Origin of the sequence: Kordiimonas gwangyangensis DSM 19435 = JCM 12864, from assembly GCF_000375545.1 — a bacterium.
Taxonomy (GTDB): Bacteria; Pseudomonadota; Alphaproteobacteria; order Sphingomonadales; family Kordiimonadaceae; genus Kordiimonas; species Kordiimonas gwangyangensis.
Map to the genome: position 1 here is coordinate 91,084 of NZ_AQXF01000005.1, position 22,984 is coordinate 114,067.

Annotated in this window: 21 protein-coding genes, 1 tRNA gene and 1 pseudogene; 16 read left to right on the top strand and 7 right to left on the bottom strand. The window is 58.1% G+C overall.

All coding sequences use genetic code 11. From position 1 onward, the window contains the following. Positions 1-134: 134 nt before the first annotated feature. From B150_RS0114445 to B150_RS21295, 3 genes are all read right to left on the bottom strand, one after another. Complete coding sequence (locus B150_RS0114445) at positions 135-1,325, bottom strand: efflux RND transporter periplasmic adaptor subunit (RefSeq protein WP_020400651.1); 1,191 nt, start codon at positions 1,323-1,325, stop codon at positions 135-137. Positions 1,326-1,613: 288 nt separating this feature from the next. Further along, entirely contained in the window at positions 1,614-2,255 is a 642-nt protein-coding gene (locus B150_RS0114450; protein WP_020400652.1) for a TetR/AcrR family transcriptional regulator, read from the bottom strand. 382 nt (positions 2,256-2,637) lie between these two features. Continuing rightward, positions 2,638-3,084 carry a tellurite resistance TerB family protein gene (locus B150_RS21295; RefSeq protein ID WP_020400654.1) on the bottom strand — a complete coding sequence of 149 codons (447 nt, stop codon included), beginning with the start codon at positions 3,082-3,084 and terminating at the stop codon, positions 2,638-2,640. Between the two features lie 179 nt (positions 3,085-3,263). Here B150_RS21295 and ada point away from each other — a divergent pair, with 179 nt between their 5' ends. The 4 genes from ada to B150_RS0114480 all read left to right on the top strand — a co-directional run bounded on the left by ada (position 3,264) and on the right by B150_RS0114480 (position 5,932). Continuing rightward, positions 3,264-4,373: a bifunctional DNA-binding transcriptional regulator/O6-methylguanine-DNA methyltransferase Ada gene (gene ada / locus B150_RS0114465; RefSeq protein ID WP_020400655.1), complete on the top strand. Its 1,110-nt coding sequence runs from the start codon at positions 3,264-3,266 to the stop codon at positions 4,371-4,373. Then, positions 4,370-5,077 carry a 2OG-Fe(II) oxygenase gene (locus B150_RS0114470; protein WP_020400656.1) on the top strand — a complete coding sequence of 236 codons (708 nt, stop codon included), beginning with the start codon at positions 4,370-4,372 and terminating at the stop codon, positions 5,075-5,077. Before ada ends, B150_RS0114470 begins: the two co-directional genes overlap by 4 nt. A 12-nt stretch (positions 5,078-5,089) precedes the next feature. Next, positions 5,090-5,722, top strand: coding sequence for a DNA oxidative demethylase AlkB (alkB, locus tag B150_RS0114475; protein WP_020400657.1), 633 nt, complete (start codon positions 5,090-5,092; stop codon positions 5,720-5,722). A gap of 134 nt (positions 5,723-5,856) precedes the next feature. Beyond that, a tRNA-Thr gene (locus B150_RS0114480) sits at positions 5,857-5,932 on the top strand. 49 nt (positions 5,933-5,981) lie between these two features. Here B150_RS0114480 and B150_RS0114485 read toward each other — a convergent pair. Further along, positions 5,982-6,653, bottom strand: a complete 672-nt coding sequence (locus B150_RS0114485; protein ID WP_020400658.1) for a TetR/AcrR family transcriptional regulator — start codon at positions 6,651-6,653, stop codon at positions 5,982-5,984. Between the two features lie 201 nt (positions 6,654-6,854). On the opposite strand from B150_RS0114485, the gene B150_RS0114490 reads away from it, so the two are divergent. Then, positions 6,855-9,197, top strand: coding sequence for a TonB-dependent receptor (locus tag B150_RS0114490; RefSeq protein WP_020400659.1), 2,343 nt, complete (start codon positions 6,855-6,857; stop codon positions 9,195-9,197). Between the two features lie 64 nt (positions 9,198-9,261). After that, positions 9,262-10,122, top strand: a complete 861-nt coding sequence (locus B150_RS0114495; protein ID WP_020400660.1) for an alpha/beta fold hydrolase — start codon at positions 9,262-9,264, stop codon at positions 10,120-10,122. A 9-nt stretch (positions 10,123-10,131) separates the two neighbouring features. Here B150_RS0114495 and B150_RS0114500 read toward each other — a convergent pair whose 3' ends face one another. Next, complete coding sequence (locus B150_RS0114500) at positions 10,132-10,665, bottom strand: YdeI/OmpD-associated family protein (protein WP_020400661.1); 534 nt, start codon at positions 10,663-10,665, stop codon at positions 10,132-10,134. 59 nt (positions 10,666-10,724) lie between these two features. Then, positions 10,725-11,654: a LysR family transcriptional regulator gene (locus tag B150_RS0114505; protein ID WP_020400662.1), complete on the bottom strand. Its 930-nt coding sequence runs from the start codon at positions 11,652-11,654 to the stop codon at positions 10,725-10,727. A 126-nt stretch (positions 11,655-11,780) separates the two neighbouring features. Between B150_RS0114505 and B150_RS0114510 the strand changes: the two genes are divergently transcribed. From B150_RS0114510 to B150_RS0114555, 10 genes are all read left to right on the top strand, one after another. After that, positions 11,781-12,326 carry a carboxymuconolactone decarboxylase family protein gene (locus B150_RS0114510; RefSeq protein WP_020400663.1) on the top strand — a complete coding sequence of 182 codons (546 nt, stop codon included), beginning with the start codon at positions 11,781-11,783 and terminating at the stop codon, positions 12,324-12,326. A gap of 104 nt (positions 12,327-12,430) precedes the next feature. After that, positions 12,431-13,072: a pyridoxamine 5'-phosphate oxidase family protein gene (locus tag B150_RS0114515; protein WP_020400664.1), complete on the top strand. Its 642-nt coding sequence runs from the start codon at positions 12,431-12,433 to the stop codon at positions 13,070-13,072. Beyond that, the gene (locus B150_RS0114520; RefSeq protein WP_020400665.1) at positions 13,069-13,548 is read left to right on the top strand and encodes a nuclear transport factor 2 family protein; all 480 of its coding nucleotides are present in this window, start codon (positions 13,069-13,071) and stop codon (positions 13,546-13,548) included. The genes B150_RS0114515 and B150_RS0114520 overlap by 4 nt, the downstream gene beginning before the upstream one ends. 81 nt (positions 13,549-13,629) lie before the next feature. Next, positions 13,630-13,908, top strand: a complete 279-nt coding sequence (locus B150_RS0114525) for a hypothetical protein (protein WP_020400666.1) — start codon at positions 13,630-13,632, stop codon at positions 13,906-13,908. Between the two features lie 185 nt (positions 13,909-14,093). Then, on the top strand, positions 14,094-15,254 hold the full coding sequence (locus tag B150_RS21300) for a PepSY-associated TM helix domain-containing protein (RefSeq protein WP_020400667.1): 1,161 nt from the start codon (positions 14,094-14,096) through the stop codon (positions 15,252-15,254). Beyond that, the gene (locus tag B150_RS21305; protein ID WP_020400668.1) at positions 15,251-15,448 is read left to right on the top strand and encodes a hypothetical protein; all 198 of its coding nucleotides are present in this window, start codon (positions 15,251-15,253) and stop codon (positions 15,446-15,448) included. Before B150_RS21300 ends, B150_RS21305 begins: the two co-directional genes overlap by 4 nt. A 97-nt stretch (positions 15,449-15,545) precedes the next feature. Then, the gene (locus B150_RS0114540) at positions 15,546-16,604 is read left to right on the top strand and encodes an EAL domain-containing protein (RefSeq protein ID WP_020400669.1); all 1,059 of its coding nucleotides are present in this window, start codon (positions 15,546-15,548) and stop codon (positions 16,602-16,604) included. 109 nt (positions 16,605-16,713) lie between these two features. Beyond that, positions 16,714-17,406, top strand: a complete 693-nt coding sequence (locus tag B150_RS0114545) for a NirD/YgiW/YdeI family stress tolerance protein (RefSeq protein ID WP_020400670.1) — start codon at positions 16,714-16,716, stop codon at positions 17,404-17,406. A 380-nt stretch (positions 17,407-17,786) separates the two neighbouring features. After that, the gene (locus tag B150_RS0114550; RefSeq protein WP_020400671.1) at positions 17,787-18,314 is read left to right on the top strand and encodes a PAS domain-containing protein; all 528 of its coding nucleotides are present in this window, start codon (positions 17,787-17,789) and stop codon (positions 18,312-18,314) included. Between the two features lie 56 nt (positions 18,315-18,370). Then, the gene (locus B150_RS0114555) at positions 18,371-19,273 is read left to right on the top strand and encodes an MBL fold metallo-hydrolase (RefSeq protein WP_020400672.1); all 903 of its coding nucleotides are present in this window, start codon (positions 18,371-18,373) and stop codon (positions 19,271-19,273) included. Here B150_RS0114555 and metH read toward each other — a convergent pair. Continuing rightward, a pseudogene (gene metH, locus B150_RS0114560) lies at positions 19,270-22,982 on the bottom strand (methionine synthase). The gene B150_RS0114555 and the pseudogene metH overlap by 4 nt on opposite strands. Positions 22,983-22,984: the final 2 nt, after the last annotated feature.

Sequence of the window (22,984 nt, forward strand, 5' to 3'; positions counted from 1 at the left end):
CGGAGCGTGGCAAAAACTCGGATACTGAATACAGGCAACAGATGACAAAGCGTGGCAGCACCCGGCATTCCGGGGGTTAGCCCGGAATGCCTGGAGTTTACCGCTTCATAGTGCCTGGAACTGGGGGTCCGGAATTAGCGGCTTTGAATTGCGCTGCTGACCGTCTGGATCGCGTCTTCGCTTTTGGCGGCCACCGTCACGTTCGGACGAACGCGTTGCACACCATTGACGATCACACGGTCACCGGCTTCAAGGCCCGCCAGAACAACGCGGCCACCTTGAACAGTACGCCCAAGCTTCACTTCGCGGTATTCAACCACATTATCAGAGTTCACCGTATAGACGAACTTTTTGTCCTGGTTGGTACCAACGGCGCGGTCGCTTACCACCAGCACGTCTTCCTTGGAGGGGGAGCCAAGGCGGATGTCGGCGAACATGCCCGGCGTCAGTGCGCCGTCCTTGTTCTCAAACACCGCACGTGCGCGGATGGTGCCCGACCGCAGGTCAAGCTTGTTATCGAAGGAATAGAGTTTGCCTTCATAAGATACGCTCTTGTCACCCGCGAGGGTCAGCACAACCGGCATGGTGCCGCCTTCCGCGCCCTGGCGCTTGGCAGCAACATAGGTGCGTTCGTCCACGTTGAACTCAGCATAAAGCTTGTCGTTCGAGACAATCGTGGTCAGCACCGGTGCCGACAGACCCGCTTCAATGAGGTTGCCCTCAGTGATCTCGGGCCGGCTGACGATACCGGAAACCGGCGCCGTCACATGGGCGTAATCAAGGTTGAGTTTCGCTGTCGTGAGCTCGGCTTCAGCCGACTTCACTGCGGCAAGTGCCACATCATAGTCGTTCTTGCGTTTGTCGTACGCGCTTTTGGATACGAAGCTGCTTTCCACCAGTTCGGCGGCGCGCTTCAGTTCCGCTTCTGTCAGCACCACTTGCGACTTGGCGGAAGCAAGCTGTGCTTCAGCGCGGGCAAGCGCGGCTTCAAACGGACGCGGGTCAATCACAAACAAGAGGTCGCCTTTGCTGACGAAATCACCGTCCGCAAATGCCACTTCATGAATGGTGCCGCTTACCCGTGGGCGAATTTCCACATAGTCTACCGCGGTCAGGCGGCCGGAAAATTCACTCCATTCACGGATGGCTTCGGTTTTAAGGGTGCTGACAACAACCTCAGGTGCGGCCGGTGCGGCCGCAGTTGCCGGTGCGTCACCAGCATGGGCGTCATCAAGATGGTAGGCACCGATGCCGCCAACAGCTGCTGCTACCAGCAGGGCTGCGATGGCAGTGTGGCGCTTGAGATATGCTTTTTTGCTGCTCATTTTCTTGTCCTCGGCTCTGTCGTGTTGACCAGTTACATACCAGTCGGTCTGTTTCGCTTGTTACCAAGATGCATACCGGTCGGTCTGTTTTCAACCCCAGCTAAGATTTATAGTTCTGATAGATATTATTCATCATCGTGATAGCCGCAGAAAACCGCCAAAAAACCCGCACAATCCGCCACCCATGCAAAAAACGCAAAGCTCCCCGTCCTGAGACGGGCAGCTTAATGGGCAAAAGTTTAGGAGGATTGGGCAAATATGGCGCTAGACCGCCATTTCGCGCCCGAATCAGGCGGCGGCAGTTGCGGGCGTTGCCGCCACGCGGTATTCGGCCTTGAGGTCCAGCAGGCGGTAGAGCCCTGCACGGATGTCATTGCGCACAATTTCAATGTCCGCAAAGGTGCGGCCATAGAGCAAAAGCCCCTGAATATATTGCATCATCATGCGGGCAAGCTGGTCACAGTCCGGGTCGCCATTCAGGTAGCCACCAGCCTTGAGACCGCGCGCAAGCGCCAGGTCATACTGGATAGCGTTCTGGCACATGATGCGGCTGGCTTCGCGCACCTTGTCTTCACCCGTACCAACCTGCGCGCCAGACGTGAAGAAGGGACACCCGAGCACCGGGTTATCGTCACCTTCATCCGAAGCCTGGTGGTCAAGTATATGATTTACCAGGTTTTCCAGCTGCTCAAGCGGCGTGTAGCGCGGCGAGAAAATCTCGTCGAGCTCATCCTGCTTCTGCGCCCAGTGATAGAGCGACGCCTCATAAAAGAGGTCGGCCTTGGTCTCGAAATAGTGGTAAAAACCACCCTTCGTGACACCGGCACATTTACAAATTTCGTTCACACCGACGCGGGTGTAGTTGCTTTTCCAGATCAGGTCGATCGCGGTATCAAGCAACTTCTCGCGTGTGTTTTTTGACCTTGTCATCTTCAACCTCTTTATACCTTCCCGACAGTATGGGCTGAATTCCATTACCTACCTTATATACATACCGGTCGGTATCTTTTCAAGGTCGGTTCATCGCACGGTGGAACCATACCACCCTGTCTGTTCGCACTCATGCAACAGGGTGTTCGAATTTTTTATAGTAGAAATTATCTGCCCGATGCCTATCTAGTGTTCATAACAACACACAAAAACACCGAGACCACGACAGGAGACCAACAATGAACACGCTGAATGCACCGGGAAGGTCCGACCCATCAGGCGGCACTTCCAAAGTAACGACGATCCTCAACCTTGCGGCTGTAACCGGGTTTGTCGTCTATATGTTCCTGATTTAAGGAAACGCGGGACGCTGGCGGCGGCATCAGGCCGTCGCCGCCTCCACCTCATGTTTGATACGGATACGGTCTTCTTCCGTCACCCCCAGAAGCCCCGCAATCTTCGCCAGCACATTGGCCTCAAAATTATCAATGCGGTTATCGGCAAACGCCACCTGCCATAAAAGCCTGACAATCTCCTGCCGGCCTTCCTGATCCAGTTCCTTGGCAATCGCGCGAGTAAAGCGGTAAAGGCTTGGTGCGTCCTGCTCTTCCTCGTGCGCGCGGTCGATAATTTCTTCTGCTTCTTCGCTTGTCAGCCAGAAATGCTCGGTCAGGCAATCGGTCAGGCGTTCGCGCTCATCATCACAAAACTCACCGTCCGAGGATGCAACGCTTACCATCAGGGCAGCGGTTGCGATCTGAAGCTCATTGGCCTTGCTGTCTTTTTTATCGGTCCCGAGGCCTAGAAGCTCGGTCACTTTATTCCACATTGGTTTTCCTTTTATGGACTGAAAACAATGTCTTGCATCACCCCTATATGGCGCGGGACGGTGCTAAGCTCAACCCTCCTCACCAAATTCTGAATTCAGCAGCAAGCATCGGAGAGCGGGTAATGCCTCCCTCCCCTATCTTTGCCGCAATGCTTGACATAAGACACGAGGAGTGAACCATGACACATGCAGCAACATTCACTTTGCAAGCGGCGAATAAACCGGTGACTGAGGACACAGCATACGACGACAATGAGGCAAAATGGCGGGCCGTGCTCAGCCGTGACGCCCGCGCCGACGGCAGCTTCTATTTCTCCGTGCTCACGACCGGCGTGTACTGCCGCCCCTCCTGCGGTGCCCGCACACCGAAACGCGAAAATGTGGATTTCCACACTTGCCCGGAAGCGGCGGAGAAAGCGGGCTTCCGCCCCTGCAAACGCTGCCGCCCGCTTGAAAGCCCGGCTTGGGCGGAGCGGCAAGCCCTTATCGCCCGCGCCTGCCGCTTTATCGAAGACGCGGAAAGCACGCCTGTGCTTGCGGACATCGCCGCCCATGTGGGGCTAAGCGCCTATCACTTCCACCGCATTTTCAAGGAAATCACAGGGGTGACACCCAAGGCCTACGCCAGCAGCCACCGCACAAAAAACGTGAGGGGCAGCCTGAAGGAAAGCCGCACGGTGACGGAAGCAATCTATGACGCAGGCTATAATGCCAACAGCCGTTTTTACGAGAAGGCGCAAGGCTTCCTCGGCATGACACCAAAGCAGTACCGCGCGGGCGGCAGCGGCCTTGTGGTGCGCTACAGCATTTCGCCCTGCTCGCTCGGTTTCATGCTGATGGGCGCGACCGAGCGCGGCATCTGCACCATCCAGCTTGGCGATAACCGCGAAGCGCTGATGGATGCGCTGAAGGCCGAGTTCCCGCGCGCCACGCTTGAGGAAGCGACGGATGACATGAACGGCTGGCTCAAAGGCGCGCTCACCCTTGTCGACAAGGGTAAACAGACACTCGACACCCTGCCGCTTGATATCCGCGGCACCGCGTTTCAGGAACAGGTGTGGCAAGCCCTGCGCGCCATCCCGGAAGGTGAGACTAAAACCTACAGCCAGGTGGCGGAAGCTATTGGGAAACCGAAGGCCGTGCGCGCCGTCGCCAACGCCTGCGCCAACAACCGCATCGCCATCGCCATCCCGTGCCACCGTGTTATACGCGGTGATGGCTCCCTGAGCGGCTACCGCTGGGGGGTGGAGCGTAAGGCCAAGCTTCTGAAGCGGGAGGCTGGTGAATGAGCGTGGCCGCAAAAGTGCAGGCTGTGGACTGGCAAGCGGTTCAAACCGGCCTGATGGATGAGGGCTACAGCATCATCCGTGGCCTGCTGAGCGCGGATGAATGTGCCGCGTTCCGCGCCGGGTATGACGACGAGGACCGCTATCGCAAACAGGTGATCATGGCGCGGCACGGCTACGGTGACGGGGACTACCGCTATTTCCGCTACCCGTTGCCGGACACGCTTGAAACCCTGAGGCGGGAGAGCTTCCCGCCCCTCGCCCGCGCGGCTAATGAATGGGCCAAACGTCTGGGCCGTGACGCAAAGTTCCCGGAAAGTCATGAGGATTTCAAGGCGAAGTGCCACGACATCGGCCAAGTCAGGCCCACGCCGCTCATCCTCCGCTACGGCAGGGGCGGCTATAACCGCCTGCACCAGGACCTGTACGGCGAAGTGTATTTCCCGTTCCAGATGGCACTGCTCCTCAGCGACCCCGGCGAAGACTTTGAGGGCGGCGAGTTTGTGCTCGTCGAGAACCGACCACGCATGCAGTCCCGCCCGCGCGTGGTCCCGCTCCGGCGCGGTGACGCTGTGGTTTTTGCGGTGAACGAACGGCCACAAATGGGCAAAAACGGCTACCACAAGGTCAGCCTGCGCCACGGCGTGGCCGATATCACCAAAGGCGAACGCTATACCCTTGGCGTCATCTACCATGATGCACTTTAGGGCCGCAGAGTGATGGATCTTTTCGCCAGCATCAGGCCGGAAGTGGAACCGCTCGGGCAAGGGGCTTACCTCTTGCCCGGCTTCGCCGATACCGATGCCCTGCTCGCGCACATCCCTGCACTCCTAGACGCCGCACCGCTCCGCCGTATGATGACACCCGGCGGGCGGCAGATGAATGTGGCGATGAGCAATACCGGCCAATACGGCTGGGTCTCAGACGCCCGCGGCTACCGTTACGATGCCGCGGACCCGATGAGCGGCGAACCATGGCCCGCCATGCCGCTTGACTTCATATCGCTGGCGAAACAAGCAAGCAAAAAAGCGGGGTATGATGGTTTCGAGCCGGACGTATGCCTGATCAACCGCTATGAAGTTGGCACCAAACTCACCCCGCATATCGATCAAGACGAGGCGGACAAAAGCTGGCCGATTGTGTCTGTCTCCATCGGCATTCCGGCGGTGTTCCAGCTTTATGGCCCCACCCGTGGCGGCAAGGCACAGAACATCGCGCTCACAGATGGTGACGTGATGGTGCTGGGCGGCGAGGCACGGCTCTTTTACCATGGTGTCAAACCCATTGCGGCAGCCACAGACCCGCGCTTTGGCCCTGTGCGCTACAACCTCACCTTCCGCCGCGCGCGCTAAGCTTCTGCCTTCCGTACATCCACCCCCACGCACCCACCGTGAAATTCCGCTCATTTGACGCTTGATATGATTTTTTTTTATGCTAGAAGATGCGCCACGCAAACGCGCCCGCGTTTCCGCGTCACGGTGAATGTGCCGGTATAGCTCAGCTGGTAGAGCAGTTGATTTGTAATCATCAGGTCCCGGGTTCGATTCCTGGTGCCGGCACCACTTTCTCCTAAATTTCTGCCGTTTCGCCTGCCCTACTGTGCAGGCAGACTTATGTCGCCAGCGCCTCGAAGCCTTGGCCGAGTACGCGCACCATGCGATCGAGGATGGTGGCGAAGTCGTCTGACCGGCAGAGGCCGCCGGAGAGCACGTCGATACGGCCAGTTTGGGCGAGCGAGAGTGAGATCGCGCCCGAGACAAAGTGGTAATACCAGTATAGGTCTGCCCGGCTGACTTCTGGCCGCACTTCATTGAGGAGGTTCACCAGCCGTTCGACCACGGGGTCGAAAGGTGTGTGCGTGGTGTCCACATCGCCACCCATGGCGGTACTGTTGAGCTTTGCGATCAGCGCGCCATAGTTGAGGTAGCCCGGCTCGCCCGACATCATGAAACTGAAGGTCGGCTCAAGGTAGGCGCGCAGTACACCCTGCGCGGTCATATTCCCCTTATGGGCCGCTGCATATGCGTCAAGCGCGGCTTCGCGCGCGTCATTGACAACGCCCGCGCGGCGCGCGATCACCGCGTTGAAAAGCCCGGCCTTATTATCGAAATAATAGTGCACGAGCGAGGTATCCGCGCCAGCGGCCTTGCCGATTTCACGCATGGTGACACCGTCATACCCGCGCCCGGCGAGCAGTTCTTCCGCCGCATCGAGGATACGTTCACGCGATTCTTCGCGCCTGTCCGCCTGCTTGCGGCGTGCCGGTTGTTTCTTTGCACTCATGACCACTCTTGTCTTTATCCCTTTTGATTGCGGCTACTTTGGCGCGGCCTAAGCGCTGTTGCAAGCACCAAAACAATTTATTTATTGATCGTTGAATAAATAAATTGACAAAAGTCGATATTGACGCAAGCCTCTAGCATGGCGCAGGGAAGGCGCTGGCCCACCGGTCATGCGGTGCGGGCAAAAAAGGGAGGATTTGAGATGACCAGTGTTCAACGCACTCTGCCGGCGCGACTATTGCTCGCCGGTGTCTCGGCTGCGGCGCTTGCCACCAGCATACCGGTCGTGGCGCAGGATAGCGCGGACGATGACGAGGCTTTTGGTATCGATACCATTGTTGTGACCGCGCGGCGGCGCGACGAATCCATCGTTGATGTGCCAATCGCACTCACCACATTTGACGCCAACAAGCTTGATATGCGCGGCGCGCTGGATATCACGGCGCTGCAGCGCAACACCCCGAACCTGACCTTGCAGGTTTCGCGCGGCACCAACTCCACCCTCACCGCTTTCATTCGCGGCATCGGCCAGCAGGACCCGCTCTGGGGCTTTGAACCCGGCGTTGGCCTTTATGTGGACGATGTTTATATCGCCCGCCCGCAAGGCGCGATCCTTGATATTTTCGATATCGAGCGACTTGAAGTGCTGCGTGGGCCGCAAGGCACGCTTTATGGCCGCAACACCATTGGTGGCGCGATCAAATATATCACCCGCCGCTTGGGCGCAGAGACCGAGTTCAAGGTCCGCGCCAATGTTGGCACTTATGGCCAGCATGATGTGGTGGCCTCCGGCTCCACCCCGCTTAGCGACAAGCTGGCCATTGGCGCGGCCTTCGGCTGGTATAACCGGGACGGCTACGGCACCAACCAGTACACGGACGCCGAGACCAACAACAAACAGTCATTCGCCGCGCGGGTGACCCTTGAGGCCACACCGAGCCCGGACCTGTTTTTCCGGCTGAGCGCGGACCGCACGGATGACGATTCAAACGCCAACCACGGCCACCGCGAAACCCCGGTCCCCGCGGACTGGGCCGTGCTGCCCATCGCGCTGCCGGGCTATAGCCCATCGGCTGAGCCGGTGCCCGCTGGCGCATTCCCGGTGCAAGAGAACAAGTATGACACCTGGGCAGGCCTTGGTGACGCGAATGAGGTGATCACGCAGGGTATCTCCCTCCTTGCGGAATGGACCGTCAACGACACTGTCACGCTCAAATCCATCACGGCTTACCGCGAGGGTATCACGCGGACCGCCGGGATCGACTTTGACGGCACACCAGCCCCCATCCTTGATATCGCCTCAAGCGGTTCGGTCTACGACGACGACCAGTTCTCGGAGGAACTGCAGGTTGTGATCCAGAATGACCGCTGGAGCGGGATTTTTGGCGTCTATTACCTCGACGCCACCGCAACCGGGCAATATGACACCATCCTCGGCATTGGTGCGGCCGCCATTCCGGGTGTACCCATGCCGCACCTGACACAGGGCACTAGCGGCGATGTGGACACGAAATCCATCGCCATCTTCGGTGACTTTGATGTGGAACTGGGCGAACGCTGGAACCTCTCGCTCGGAGGTCGCTGGACACGCGACAAGAAGGAAGGCACCGTTTTCAAAGCCAACTATCTTGGCCTTGGCTCACCGATTTCGGGCAACGATAGCGCGATCCTGATCCAGACCCTGACCGACTATACCCGCGAACTGACGTTTGAGGAGTTCACCCCGCGGGTGAGCCTGAGCTATTCACTGGCGGACGACCTGAATGTCTACGCGTCCTATAGCCGTGGTTTCAAATCCGGCGGCTTTGACATGCGTGGTGACGCGACGGCTACCCCCGCAACCGTTGAAGGCTACGAGCCGGAGACGGTCGATTCATACGAGCTTGGCCTCAAGGGCAATGTGATTGATGGCAGGCTGTCGTTCGCAGCCGCAATTTTCCATACCTCCTATGACGGCCAACAGGTCACAAGCCAGCAAGTGAACCAGGCCGGCACCGGTGTGGTGAGCTTTGTGGATAACGTGGGGTCATCGACGATCGACGGTGCAGAGATTGAAGCCACGGCGTGGCTCACGAAAGACTTCAGCATCGACTTTGCTGTGGGTTATGTGGACGCCGAATTTGACCAGTATCTCGCCTATGCGGCGGCGCCGGGCGGCGGTTATGTGCAGGTTGACGTTGCTGACCAGCGCCAGTTCCAGAACACACCTAAATGGAATGGTAACGTTGCCGCGAACTATATGATCGACCTCGATAGCCGCGGTTCCATCGCGCTGCGCGGGGCCCTGTCATTCCGCAGCGCGGTCAATATGTTCGAGACACCCGTGCCCGCGATCGACCAGCCCGCCTACGAGCTCTTGGACGCCAGCATTGTCTGGACATCGGACAGCGACAAGTGGCGCGTGGGCGTGCATGGCCGCAACCTCACGAACGAACGCTACCGCACCGGTGCCTATTATTTCCCGGGCCTCGCGTTCGGGGATTCGGTCATCGGCTTCTACGGTGCGCCGCGTACCGTCTTCGCCTCCATCGAATATCGTTACTAGAAACTACTGGATGCCGCCCGCATTTACTCCGGGCGGCATTCTCAGCCGGGGGACAACCAATATAATGCAGGACTTTTTCTGGCGCTCGCACGATGGGCTCACCCTTCACGCGGCCGATTACCAGCCGGACAGCGCCACATCAGACGTTGCCATTATCTGCATTCCGGGCCTGACCCGAAACTGCCGCGACTTCAGCGACTTTGCGCCGTGGGCCGCCAGCCTTGGCCACCGTGTGCTCGCGGCGTCCCTGCGCGGGCGCGGCAAATCTGACCGCGACCCCAAGCCAAAACGCTACCGCCCGGCGACCTATGCGCGCGATATGATCAGCCTTATGGATGCGGCGGGCATTGACCGTGCTGTATTTATTGGCACCTCCCTCGGCGGTCTTGTGACCATGGAAGTGGCACGCATGGCAAGTGACCGTGTGGCGGGTGCCGCCCTCAATGACATTGGCCCCAATGTGGACCGCGCGGGCATTGCGCGTATTGCGACCTACGCGGGCACCGCCGCCCCGGTGAGCGACTGGCAATCAGCGGCTACGCATTGCAAACACATCAACGGCATTGCCTTCCCTGACTTCACGGATGAAGACTGGCAGCGCCTTGCGCGCTGGACTTTCCGCGAAGGGCCAGACGGCAAGCCGAAAATCGATTATGACCCTGCCATTTTCCGCCCGGCACCCGCGTGGGCGCTGCCGATCATGGAATGGGTCCTGTGGCGGCGTTTCCGCCATCTGGCGAAGGGTCGCCCGGTGCTTGCGCTGAGGGGTGAGATTTCAGATATCCTGGCGGCAGATACTCTCAAGGCAATGGCGGCCACCAGCGATACAGTCAGGACCGTGGAAGTTCCCCGAGTGGGCCACGCACCGGTGCTGTCGGAACCTGAGGTGAAGGCTGCGTTTCAAGCATTGATGGCGAGCGTATAAGCTTGGGATTTAGCCAAGCGGCGACAGCAGCTTTCCACTTTTGGAGACTTCGGGCACCGTGCACTGGCTGCGGTCGAAGCAGCAGGGCCGCCGTTTGCCGTGTGAGAGCATGTCAATCGCGGTATTGATGCGTTTCTCGCGCGTTGCAGCCACTTTGGTGGAGCGCATCCAGCGCAACCAGTCCCAGCGTGCGAGTGGGGTGATATCAGCCCATGCAGCCATCACATCAGGCACGGCCTCAAAAGCCGTGCGGATATCATCCGGCAGTTCGGGCTCCACCCATTCATCAATACTGTTCAGCTCGACTGCGACGGTGTCCCCCGCGCCAGCCTTGATATTTTTTTGAAGGTCGTCTGGCAGCGCAAACCAATGGCTACCCTTGCCATCCGGCTCAAGGGCTATGCGAATAGCGTGGCCGTTAAGCCCGCCTTCGACCATAACAAGGCCACGCGATGGTAGCTGTCCGCTCGCGTCCTTAGGCAGCCGGACAAGGGTCCAACCCTCGATTTCCTCAAGCTCTGCTTCAAAACTGATTGCTGCCATGACCCGTCCTTCCGTTTGCGCGAACTTTAAGGTCAAAGCCTCGGCATGCCAAGCCCCGCTTAAGAAGGCGATTTGTCGGACAGTGACCAATCACAAATAGGCCTTATGGGATTTTCGCGGAAGTACTGCTTTGCGTGCGCGAGGAAGGCATCAAGGTTTGGCGACGCCACCCGGCGCGGCGGGTAAACCATATGTACGGGTATGATGGGCGCCGGCAATTCCGGCAGGACCGGCACAAGGCGCCCCGCCATGACGCCGGCTTCCACCTGATAGGAAATCACGCGGGTGATACCACCACCCTCTTCCGCCGCGGTCACCGCCGCCGCCGCGCTATTCACCATCAGGCGCGGCGACACACGCAGAGGCTTTACGCCGGGACCAAACCGCCACTCGTTCGTGGTATCCATGGCCTCAAACGAGATGATGTCATGGCCCGCCAGGTCTTCCGGCAGCTTCGGCGCGCCCCGCTCTGCCAGATAGTCAGGGCTGGCAACAAGGGCTGCACATACCTGACCGATCTTGCGGGCGCTCAGGCTGCTGTCGGCGAGATCACCGATGCGCACCGCAACATCGATACCCTCTTCCACCATATGCGCGTTACGGTCCGAGAGAATGAGCCGAACATCAAGGTCAGGCTCGGCCTTCAAAAGCCGCGAGACAAGCGGTAACACATGTAGCCGCCCGAACAGAAGCGGCGCCGCGACCGTAAGCCGTCCCTGCGGTTTCGCCCCCTCCCCGCGCGCAAGGCTTTCGGCAGCCTCAACATCCGCGAGGATACGGCGGCAGCTTTCAAGGTATAGCCGCCCACGTTCGGTCAGGGTGACAGAGCGCGTGGTGCGCGCGAACAGGACAATGCCCAGATCCGCCTCCAGTTCCGCCACCGCGCGCGACGCAGCTGAGGAAGACAGGCGCAAATGCCGTGCGGCTTCCGCAAAGCTGCCATGGTGGGCAACAGCAACAAAGGTGCGCATACGGTCGAGGCGGTCCATCTATTATCCCAAATTCTGCAATAATATTATGCAAATTTGCATCATTATCTTACCCAAAGCAACGCATTATCTTCAGGACATCCCGGCGACAAGAACCAAGACCGGGTAACCTGAAGGAGAAAAACAATGAACCGGATTTCGGTCCCGAGTCACGACACCGCACCACAAGCTTCCCGCCCGCTGCTTGGCGCTGTTAAAGACCAACTGGGCGTAGTGCCCAACGTTTTCCGCCTGATTGGCAATAGCCCCAAGGTGCTTGAAGGCTTCCTCGGCTTCAATGGCGCCGTCGCCAAGACGCTCGATGTCAAGACACGCGAACGCATTGCGCTTGCGGTTGCTGAGGTGAACGGCTGTGACTACTGCCTCTCGGCCCACACCTACCTCGCCACCAACATGGCTGGCCTCGACGCTGAGGAAGTCAGCCTTGCAAGGAACGGCCAGTCCTCAAACACCCGTGCAAACGCAGCGGTTGCCTTTGCCGCAAAAGTTGCCAGCACCCGTGGCCGCGTTGAAGACGCAGATGTCATCAACATCAAGAACGCTGGCTACACCGACGGCCAGATCGTGGAGATCGTGGCACTTGTTGCCGACAATTTCTTCACCAACATCCTGAACAACGTTGCCGAAACCGAGATTGATTTCCCGGTTGTGCGCAGCACCTACGCGGCCTGATGCCGCGCCGGTGGGGTCGCTTCCACTCCCATCATCCCCCTAAGCCCCCAGGGAGCGGCCCCACTGCGATTTGTTTATGTCCCTTCGAAGCTGGAGAGGTTGCCATGCCATACGGATTTCTTGATGCGCTGACCGGGTCTGAAGTTGTGAAGGCCCAGATGGAGCATGGCTCGCGCCATATTTATGAGAACAGCCGGAGCGACCGCACCTTCGACCGATTCCGCGAAAGCGAAGCCACCTTCATCGAGGCCCGTGACAGCTTTTATATCGCGAGCACCGCCGAGACCGGCTGGCCTTATGTTCAGCACCGGGGTGGCCCCAAGGGTTTCCTCAAAGTGCTGGATGACCGTACCCTCGCTTTCCCTGACTTTCGGGGTAACCGGCAGTATATCACGCTCGGTAACTCCCGCGTGGACAACCGGGTTGCGCTTATCCTGATGGATTACGCGAACCGGGCACGGCTCAAGATACTGGCCACCTTGGAGGCCCGCGATCTGGAAGGCGACCCTGCGCTTGCCGAGATACTCGCCCTGCCGGGTTACCGCGGCATACCGGAACGCGCGATGGTGCTAAACCTCAAAAGCTTTGACTGGAATTGCCCCCAACACATCACCCCCCGTTTCACCTCAGATGAGGTGGCGGACGCCATGGCGTCCATTAACGAACAATTTGCACAGCTGCAAACGGAGAACCGGTCCCTGAAGGCCGAGCTTGCAGCCCTGAAACCATCCGGAGAGATGATATGACAACCACCACACAGCGGCCACCCCTTCCCCCCTTCACGCGTGAAAGCGCGACCGAGAAAATCCGCCTTGCTGAAAACGGCTGGAACAGCCGGAATGCCGAGAAAGTCTCCCTCGCTTACACGCCCGACAGCCGCTGGCGCAACCGGGACAGCTTTGTCACTGGCCGCGATGCCATCGTGGACTTCCTGAGTGACAAATGGCAGCGCGAGCAGGAATACCGCCTGATCAAGGAGCTTTGGGCCTTTGAAGGCAACCGTATTGCTGTGCGTTATGCCTACGAATGGCATGACACGGATGGCAACTGGTTCCGCTCCTATGGTAATGAGAACTGGCAGTTTGACGAGAGCGGCCTGATGGAAGAGCGCCATGCCAGCATCAATGATGTTGCCATACGCGAAGAAGACCGCCTGTTCCACTGGGACACATCCGGCCCACGCCCCGATGATCACCCAGGCCTGAGCGAACTTGGCCTGTAGCCGAACTGATCGGATTTATTCGTTTGCCAGCGCACGGAAAAAGTGGCCTCATTCAGGTGGTACAATCCTGGAGAATACACCATGACTATCCGTGCTTGGCTGAGCGTCACAGCTGCAGCGGTTCTGAGTGTAGCGGCATTGGCCGCAGGCGGGCTTACCATCGTGAATGACGATGACACCGCCTATACCCTTATCCTTGAAGATGCCGATGAAAAGACATGGGAGGTCAGTATTGAGCCCCATGCCACATTAAGTGACATCTGCTCGGACTGTTATGTTGCCATCAAAGGCCAGGAGAACTTCATCTACGCCGATGAAGCAACCCAGCTGCGTATTTCTGGTGGCCAACTGGTTCAGTAGTTCAGGCGGATAGAGCGACACGTCTTTCGCCTCCCGCAACAGCAGGCAAGCCACAAGGTTTGCCTGCACGGGATGCTTATTGCACTTCTTCTGCTGCCACCAGGCTGCATGGGGCTTGTCAATGAAGCCGTAGCCGATTAATAAGTTTGATAATCATTCTTATTTATACTGAACGGCTCTCCCCCATGCAGCGCGGCACCATTCGCATCTGGTATCTTGTCCATAAGTTGAGCAGCCTGATCTCCACGGCATTCCTCTTGATGCTGTGTATCACCGGCTTGCCGCTTATTTTCGAGCATGAGATCGAGGACCTGACGGGCGATGCCTATGTCATGCCGCCGGTCACAGATGAGGACACGCGGGTTAGCCTTGATACTGTGCTTGCAAATGCCCTCGCGTCCCGCCCCGGTGAAGTTGGCCTCTTCATGAGCTTCGATGAAGACCGGCCCGTGGTGAATGTCACCTCCGGCCCCACGCCTGACGCGCCGGGCGAGCAGATGACCCTCATGTCGCTTGACTGGCGCACGGGCGAGTTTGTGCCCGCGCCAGATGAAGGTGATGTGATGGGCTTTCTCCTCCAGCTCCACACCGACATGTTCCTTGGCCTCAAGGGCCTTCTGTTCCTCGGATTTATGGGCTTGCTGTTCTTCATCGCCATTGTTTCAGGCGTGGTGCTGTACGCGCCCTTCATGACAAAGATCGATTTTGGCACGGTGCGCGCGTCACGCAGCGCACGGGTCAAATGGCTCGACTACCATAACCTGCTCGGCATCGTGACCGTGATGTGGGCCAGTGTGGTGGGCCTCACCGGCGTGATCAACACACTGTCGGACCCGCTCACAAGCTACTGGCAATATGACCAGCTGGCGGAGATGACCGCAGCCTATGACGGTGCGCATGCGCCTGATCAACTCGCGTCCATCCAAGGGGCAATTGATGCTGCCAAGGCAAAAGCCCCCGGCATGCAGGTGCAGTTTGTCGCCTTCCCCGGCGGCTCTTTCTCGACCGAGCATCACTATGCGGTCTTTATGCAGGGCAATACGCCGCTGACCAAAAAGCTACTGACACCCGCGCTCATCGACGCGGAGGATGGCAGCTTCACCGACATGCGCACCATGCCCTGGTATATGCAGGCGCTCCTCCTGTCCCAGCCGCTGCATTTTGGTGACTACGGCGGCTTTCCAATGAAAATCCTGTGGGCGATACTCGATATATTCACCATTATCGTGCTCGCGAGTGGGCTTTACCTGTGGCTCGCGAAGGGCCGCAAGGGTATCCAGACCCGCGTGAGAGAGATCGAGAGTGGCGGCCGGCTGGATGGTGACATCAGGCAGGCCGCAGAATGACGGAAACCAAAGCCCCAGCACGCCGGCAAACGGCTGCACAGATTTTCGCCATTCCCGCCTTGCTCGCGCTTCTCAGCCTCGTCGGGCTGGTCAGTGCACTGATGGGTGACGGTGTGCGCGACTTTCTCTCCTGGCTCGGCCTTGCAGCGCCCGTCATCGTGGCTCTTTGGGCGTTGAAGGCGCGGCGACGTTGAGGCATCGGCCTCATCACTGCAAAATGCAGGCGGTTTCAATGATCTCCGGTCGCTATTCCTCCGTAGAAGAAGGCAGCCCGACCCAAGAGGAGTTCCCATGCGCTGCCTTGACTGCGAAACCGTCAAAAATCACCTTTTCGACGAGACTTATTTCTGGATTTACCTGCCCACAGGCGAAGGCCATGCAAAAGCAAGCCGGATGATACAGGACCGTGCCTATGATCACACTCCTGTTGGCTCCCTCGGTATCCGCATCAAGCTACCGCGCGCTGACGTTTCGGATTTCCTGACAACCCTTTTTGGCAGCCTTAATGGGCTTGAACTCGCCAATACCAATGTGGTGACGACTGCGTGTGACAAACTGGAACCGGAGGACCTTGGACGGGTCATTACCGCAGACGTGTTCATCAACAGGTTTCACAGCCAATGGATTATTGAGGCAATGGCCGCGGAACAGTTCGAGAGCTGGATGCAGCCGATCGTCCATGCGGGTGATCCCGACATCAGCAAACCTTTCGCGCATGAAGCGCTGTTCCGCATGCGCGACAACGATGGAAATATCATCCCTCCCGGTCATGTGTTTGCGATCGCTGGCAAATCCGACCTCTTGTTTTCCCTCGATCTTGCAGCAAGGCGAAAAGCGGTAGAAACGGCTGCAGCCGCCAAGCTCAAGGGCAAGCTGTTCATCAATTTCAACCCGTCCAGCGTTTATGACCCCGCTTATTGCTTGCGCACCACCGCAAGCGCCATCGCGGACGCTGGGCTGAGGCCAGAAGATGTCGTATTCGAACTAACCGAAACGCACATGGCGCGGGACAAGGCACACCTCAAGGGCATCCTCGCATTTTACCGCAACTCCGGCTTTGGTGTCGCACTGGACGATATCGGCTCCGGCTGGTCAGGCCTCAACATGCTTCATGAGATGCGGCCCGATTATGTCAAACTCGACATGGAACTGGTGCGCAACGTGGACAGCGATGCCTTCAAGCAGGTGATTGTCCGTAACCTCATTAGCATTGCACATAGTAGTGGCATTCTCACAATCGCGGAAGGGATCGAGACTGCTCAGGAAGCTGATTTCCTGCGCGATGCAGGCGCGGACTATCTGCAGGGTTACCATTTTGCACGCCCTGCCCCTGTGACTGCAGCCATTTAAATCCATTTACGTCCTCTTTATTTGCTGGCTTCACAGCATCACTGAAAATTTATGCCCCCAAACCAACGTGGAGGGTGTGTTTGATGTGGCTAAAGAAAGGAGGACAGTCATGAAACGCAATATTGTAACTCTGGCCATGATCACTGCGATCGCGGGCGCAAGCGGTGCAGCGATTGCGGATGACAAGAACCCTTACGCCGACAAATTTGAGGATCAGAGCTATATCAGCTTGACCGGTACTGTCTCAGGCACCAATGGCGATAACTTCATGCTCGATTATGGTGACGGTGTCATCACGGTCGAAATGGATGACTGGGACTGGTACGATGAAAGCCAGAACATCCTGACGGGTGATAGGGTAACCGTTCGCGGCGAAATTGATGATGGCCTCTATGAAACGAGGAGCATTGAAGCAAGTAGCGTGTTTGTGCACTCGATCGCCACGACCTATTATGCGAACGATGCCGATGAGGAAGAAATCCTCAACCTCCGTTCATTTGCCGGATATCCCGATTATCCTGCAGCAGTTCCGGACGGCACATGGATTACAGTCGCCGGCACGGTAACCGATATGGATGGGCGAGAGTTTGATATCCAGACCCTGAACCATGAAATTCAGGTGGATACCCTTTCGATGGCCTATAACCCACTTGACGACAACGGGCGTCAACAGGTGGAAGTCGGTGATCTGGTCTATGTATCAGGCCGTCTCGACAAGGACTTTTTCGAACAGAATGAGATTATGGCCAACACGGTCATGACCCTCGCCGAAGATCGGGGCGACCTGAATTCGGGCAGCTAAACAATCGTTAGCCGTAACTTTCAGGCTGCGAGATGTTGATCAACATGAGTTCCGAGTATCAAGCCACCGCACCCGTCCGTGCGGTGGCTTCTTTATGCACAGTTCGCGCACAGATTTCGCACAGTTACTTCACAACCTCACAACACCCGCTAAACTTTAGACCTAAAGGACCCCTTCGTTTATTGCGTGCAGTGACACCGGCGGACAAGATTGTTGTGCGTGCGTGATATGTTCCCCACATTTTGTGGCAAAGGCGCGGTTTTTGGCTATTTTTTTGGTTAAGGCCCTTTAACCTTAACGCTGAACAGTGTATTCCCTCGCCTATCGCGTTCATTGTTCCGAGTGTGTGAGTAGTTGTTTTGGGTCCCGCCTTTAAAAGTATGAAAGATGCGCTTCGTCCGCGCAAAAACCCACCCCATTCGGGTGTGGGCGAACCGCCGCAGGACGACGCACCGCTGCAAAGCGCAAGTGTTGAACACCCGGTACTTGAGGCGCTTTACCGCTTCTGGTCGGGCAAAAAATCAGCGCTGGGCGCACTACCCTCCCGCAAGGATATCTCCCCCTCCGAGATCAAGAAACTGCTGCCCCACATCGCCATCGCCGATGTGATTGATGGCGGCGCTGATTTCTGCTTTCGGGTGTGCGGTACCATGATCACTGAAGGCGCCGGTGTGGAACTCACAGGCAAGTCATGGTCCAGCTTTGAAGGCACGGACCGCATCATCGCACGCAGCCGCCAACTCGTTGAAACCGCTGAGCCCTACTATGCCACCAACCAGCGGGCACATTGGGCGCCAAAGGACTTCCAGCATTATAGCGTACTGGCCCTGCCGCTCGCCCGCGACGGCAAAACGGTGGACATGGTTCTCTATGGCCTTGTGTACCAACCGATGGAGCGCGGCGAGTAAGCACCCTTCCCGCACAGGGGCAAGCATGCAATAGTCACCCTTTAGGGGAGGACCGCATGCTAAGATATTTTTTCAACACAATTATTTTGGCTATGGCTATTTCCGCCAGCGCATCGGCCGACATGAAACTGGTCGCCCTTGGCACCGGCACACCGAATGCGGACCCGGAACGGTCTGGCCCTGCGCTGGCTGTGGTCGTGGGCGGCAAATCCTACATTGTAGACACGGGGCCCGGCATTGTGCGCCGTGCGGCATCCGCGGCGTCGGGTGGCATTCCCGCGCTCGCCCCAGACAAGCTGGACACTGTTTTCCTCACACACTTGCATTCCGATCATACTGTCGGCCTGCCAGATGTGATGTTCACATCATGGGTGCTTGAGCGCGCGGTGCCGCTACGCCTCTTTGGCCCCACCGGCACCGCTGCGATGGCCCAGCACCTGCAGGAGGCCTATAAAGCCGATATCGACCTGCGCCTGAACGGGCTGGAGCCCGCAACGCCTGAAGGGCACAAGGTAAACGTTCAGGAAATCCGCGCAGGTGTCGTGCTTGATGAGCACGACGTGATCGTTGAAGCCGTACCTGTGTTGCACGGCAGCTGGAAAGAAGCATATGGCTTCAAATTCACATCAGGCGGCAAGACTATCGTCATCTCAGGCGATGCACGGCCAAGCCCTGCCCTTATCAAGGCCGCCAAAGGCGCGGATATCCTCGTGCATGAAGTCTATTCCGACGCTGGTTTCAAAAGGCGGGAGCCGGTTTGGCAGAAGTATCACGCCAGCTTCCACACCTCCGCCAGCGAACTGGCCGCGATCGCGAACGAGGCCAAACCCAAGCTGCTGGTGCTTTATCACCAGCTATATTGGGGTACGTCAGACGAGGACCTCGTGAAGGAAATCCACGCCGCCGGGTATGACGGCGCGGTTATATCTGCCAAGGACCTTGAAGTATTTGAGCCCTAGTCGGCGAGGTTCGGCCTGATCCAGCGTTTGATCTGGTCGGTGTCCACACCGCGACGGGTGGCATAGTCCGCCACCTGGTCTTCACCCACTTTGCCAACGCCGAAATAATGCACTTCGGGGTGCGCGAAGTAGAAGCCGGAGACCGCCGCCGTCGGGATCATGGCGAAACTTTCCGTAAGCTGGATACCTGCTTCAGCCTCGGCGTCCAGAAGGCGGAACAGCTCGGGCTTTTCCGAGTGGTCCGGGCACGCCGGGTAGCCGGGTGCCGGGCGGATACCGCTATAGCGTTCCTTGATCAGTTCTTCGTTCGTCAGGCTCTCATCAGCCGCATAGCCCCAGAATTCCTTGCGAACACGTTCGTGCATACGCTCGGCAAAGGCTTCCGCGAGGCGGTCGGCAAGGGCTTTCAGCAGGATGTCGTTATAGTCATCATGCGCCGCCTTGAAGCGGGCGAGATGTTTCTCGATGCCGTGTCCGGTGGTGACGGCAAAACCGCCCACCCAGTCTGGCTTCGAGCCCACAGGCGCCACAAAATCAGCTAGGCAGTCGTTGGCGCGGCCTTCACGCTTTTGTACTTGCTGCCTGAGGAAATGCAGGCGCGAGAGTTCCTCGTTTCGGTTGTCGCCTGTGTAAAGCACCACATCGTCACCGTCCGCATTCGCGGGCCAGAAACCGACAACGGCCTTGGCCGTGAGCCATTTCTCGTCCACGATCTGCTTGAGCATGGCCTGTGCATCGGAAAACAGGCTGCGTGCGCTCTCGCCCACTACCTTGTCTTCAAGGATCCCCGGGTAGTTACCCGCCAGTTCCCACGTGCGGAAGAAAGGTGTCCAGTCGATATAGTCCACCAGTTCCGCAAGCGGATAATCCTCGAATACCCGCGTGCCAGTGAAGGCCGGGCGCACCGGTGTAAAGCCCTCAAAATCCGGCGTCGCCTTGTTGGCGCGGGCGTCTTCAAGGCTCACCAGCCGGTCAGACTTTGGCTTCGCGAGGCGTTTTTCGCGGATATCGTCATATTCGGCCTTCACCTTGGCGACAAAGTCATCACGCAGTCCTTCGGACACCAAGGTTGACGCCACACCCACCGCGCGAGATGCGTCCAGCACATGGGTCACGGCGCCTGAATATTCCGGCGCGATCTTGACCGCCGTGTGCACGCGGCTTGTGGTGGCACCACCGATCAGAAGCGGCGTTTTGAAGCCCGAGCGTTCCATCTCGTGCGCAACCGTGACCATCTCGTCAAGCGACGGGGTGATAAGGCCAGAAAGGCCAATCATGTCCGCGCCGTGGTCGTTGGCGGCTTTGAGAATGTCCGACCATGGCACCATCACACCCAGGTCGATCACCTCGAAGTTGTTACACTGCAGCACGACACCAACGATATTCTTGCCGATGTCGTGCACGTCGCCCTTCACGGTCGCCATGACAATCTTGCCCTTGGCTTTGGCACCTTCGGCCTTCTCCGCCTCGATAAACGGCTGCAGGTAATTGACCGACTGTTTCATCACCCGCGCGGACTTGACCACCTGCGGCAGGAACATCTCACCCGCGCCAAAGAGGTCACCCACCACATTCATGCCGTCCATCAGCGGGCCTTCGATCACCTCGATGGGGCGCGCGAACATCTGCCGCGCTTCTTCGGTATCCTCAACGATATAATCGGCTATGCCTTTGACGAGCGCATGCTCAAGCCTTTTCTCAACCGGCTGCTCCCGCCACGACAGGTCCTCGACCCGCGCGGTGCCACCCTGGCCCTTGTATTCCTCAGCCACCTCGAGCAGTCTCTCGGTCGCGTCCGGGCGGCGATTGAGGATCACATCCTCCACCCGCTCCCGCAGCTTTTCGGGAATGTCGGAATACACGGCCAACTGGCCCGCATTCACGATGCCCATATCCATGCCCGCGCGGATGGCGTGATAGAGGAACACGCTGTGCATGGCTTCCCGCACCGGGTTATTACCCCGGAAAGAGAAGGAAATGTTCGATACGCCACCCGACACTTTGGCGTGTGGCAGGTTTTTCTTGATCAGCCGTGTGGCCTCAATGAAGTCAACACCATAGTTATCATGCTCCTCGATCCCCGTCGCGACCGCGAAAATATTGGGGTCGAAGATGATGTCTTCCGCCGGGAAGCCGACCTCATTCACCAGAATGTCGTAGGACCGCGTACAAATATCGATCTTGCGCTTGAGCGTATCGGCCTGGCCCTTTTCGTCAAACGCCATAACGACCACAGCGGCACCGTAGCGCAGGATACGTTTGGCGTGGGCGACAAACTCTTCCTTGCCTTCCTTCAGGCTGATGGAATTGACCACCGCCTTGCCCTGCACGCATTTGAGGCCCGCCTCGATCACCGACCATTTGGAACTGTCGATCATCACCGGCACACGCGCGATATCAGGCTCCGCCGCAATGAGCTTGAGGAATTTCTCCATCGCATCCTCGGCGTCCAGCATCGCGTCATCAAAGTTGATGTCGATGATCTGCGCGCCGCCTTCCACCTGATGGCGGGCGACGGAGATGGCTTCCTCATAGTTCTCTTCAAAGATCAGTTTCTTGAACTTTGCGGAACCGGCAACGTTTGTGCGTTCGCCAACGTTGATGAACTGGGCGGTTGGTTTACTCATGACAGGATACCTTATTACTCAGCCGCATTGATAATGGTGATTGGGTCGATGCCGGAAAGGCGCATGGCAGGCTTGTGCTTCGGAACCTTGCGCGGCTTGATGCCTGCAACGGCTTTTGCAATCGCACCGATATGCTCCGGCGTCGTGCCACAGCAGCCACCCACAATGTTCAACAGCCCTTCCTCGGCCCATGCCTTGAGATGACCGCCGGTCACTTCCGGCGTTTCGTCATACTCGCCCATCTCATTGGGCAGGCCCGCGTTCGGGTATATGGCGATGCGCGCATCTGCGATGGCCGACAGCGTTACCGCGTGCGGGCGCAGATGCTCCGCCCCGAAGGCACAGTTAAGCCCAATGGTGAACGGCTTGGCGTGACGGACCGAATACCAGAAGGCCTCGACCGTCTGGCCCGAAAGATTACGGCCGGACATATCGGTCACCGTGCAGGACAACATGATCGGCAGTTTGACACCACGTTCCTCGAACACTTCTTCGGTCGCAAAAATCGCGGCCTTGGCGTTCAGGGTATCGAACACGGTTTCAATGAGGATGATATCCACCCCGCCTTCCATCAGGCCATCCACCTGTTCCTTGTAGGCGGTGACGACATCATCGAAATTCACCTCACGAAAACCGGGGTTGTTCACGTCCGGCGAGACGGACAGCGTTTTGTTGGTCGGGCCGATCGAGCCCGCGACAAAACGCGGTTTGTCCGGGTTCTTCGCGGTAAACTCATCCGCCACGCGGCGCGCAAGCCGCGCACCTTCCACATTGATCTCATGCGCCAGCGCCTGCATGTCATAGTCCGCGAGCGAGATGGTGGTGCCGTTGAAGGTATTGGTCTCGATGATATCCGCGCCCGCTTCAAGGAAAGCCGCGTGGATATCGGCAATCACTTCAGGCTTTGTCAGGACCAGAAGGTCGTTGTTTCCCTTGAGGTCCGACGGCCAGTCAGCAAAGCGCTCACCGCGGAAATCGGCCTCCGTCAGCTTCTTCTTCTGGATCATGGTGCCCATGGCACCGTCCATGACCAGAATGCGTTCAGCCGCGAGTTTGTTCAGCAGTTCTGTGTTGTTCGCCATGG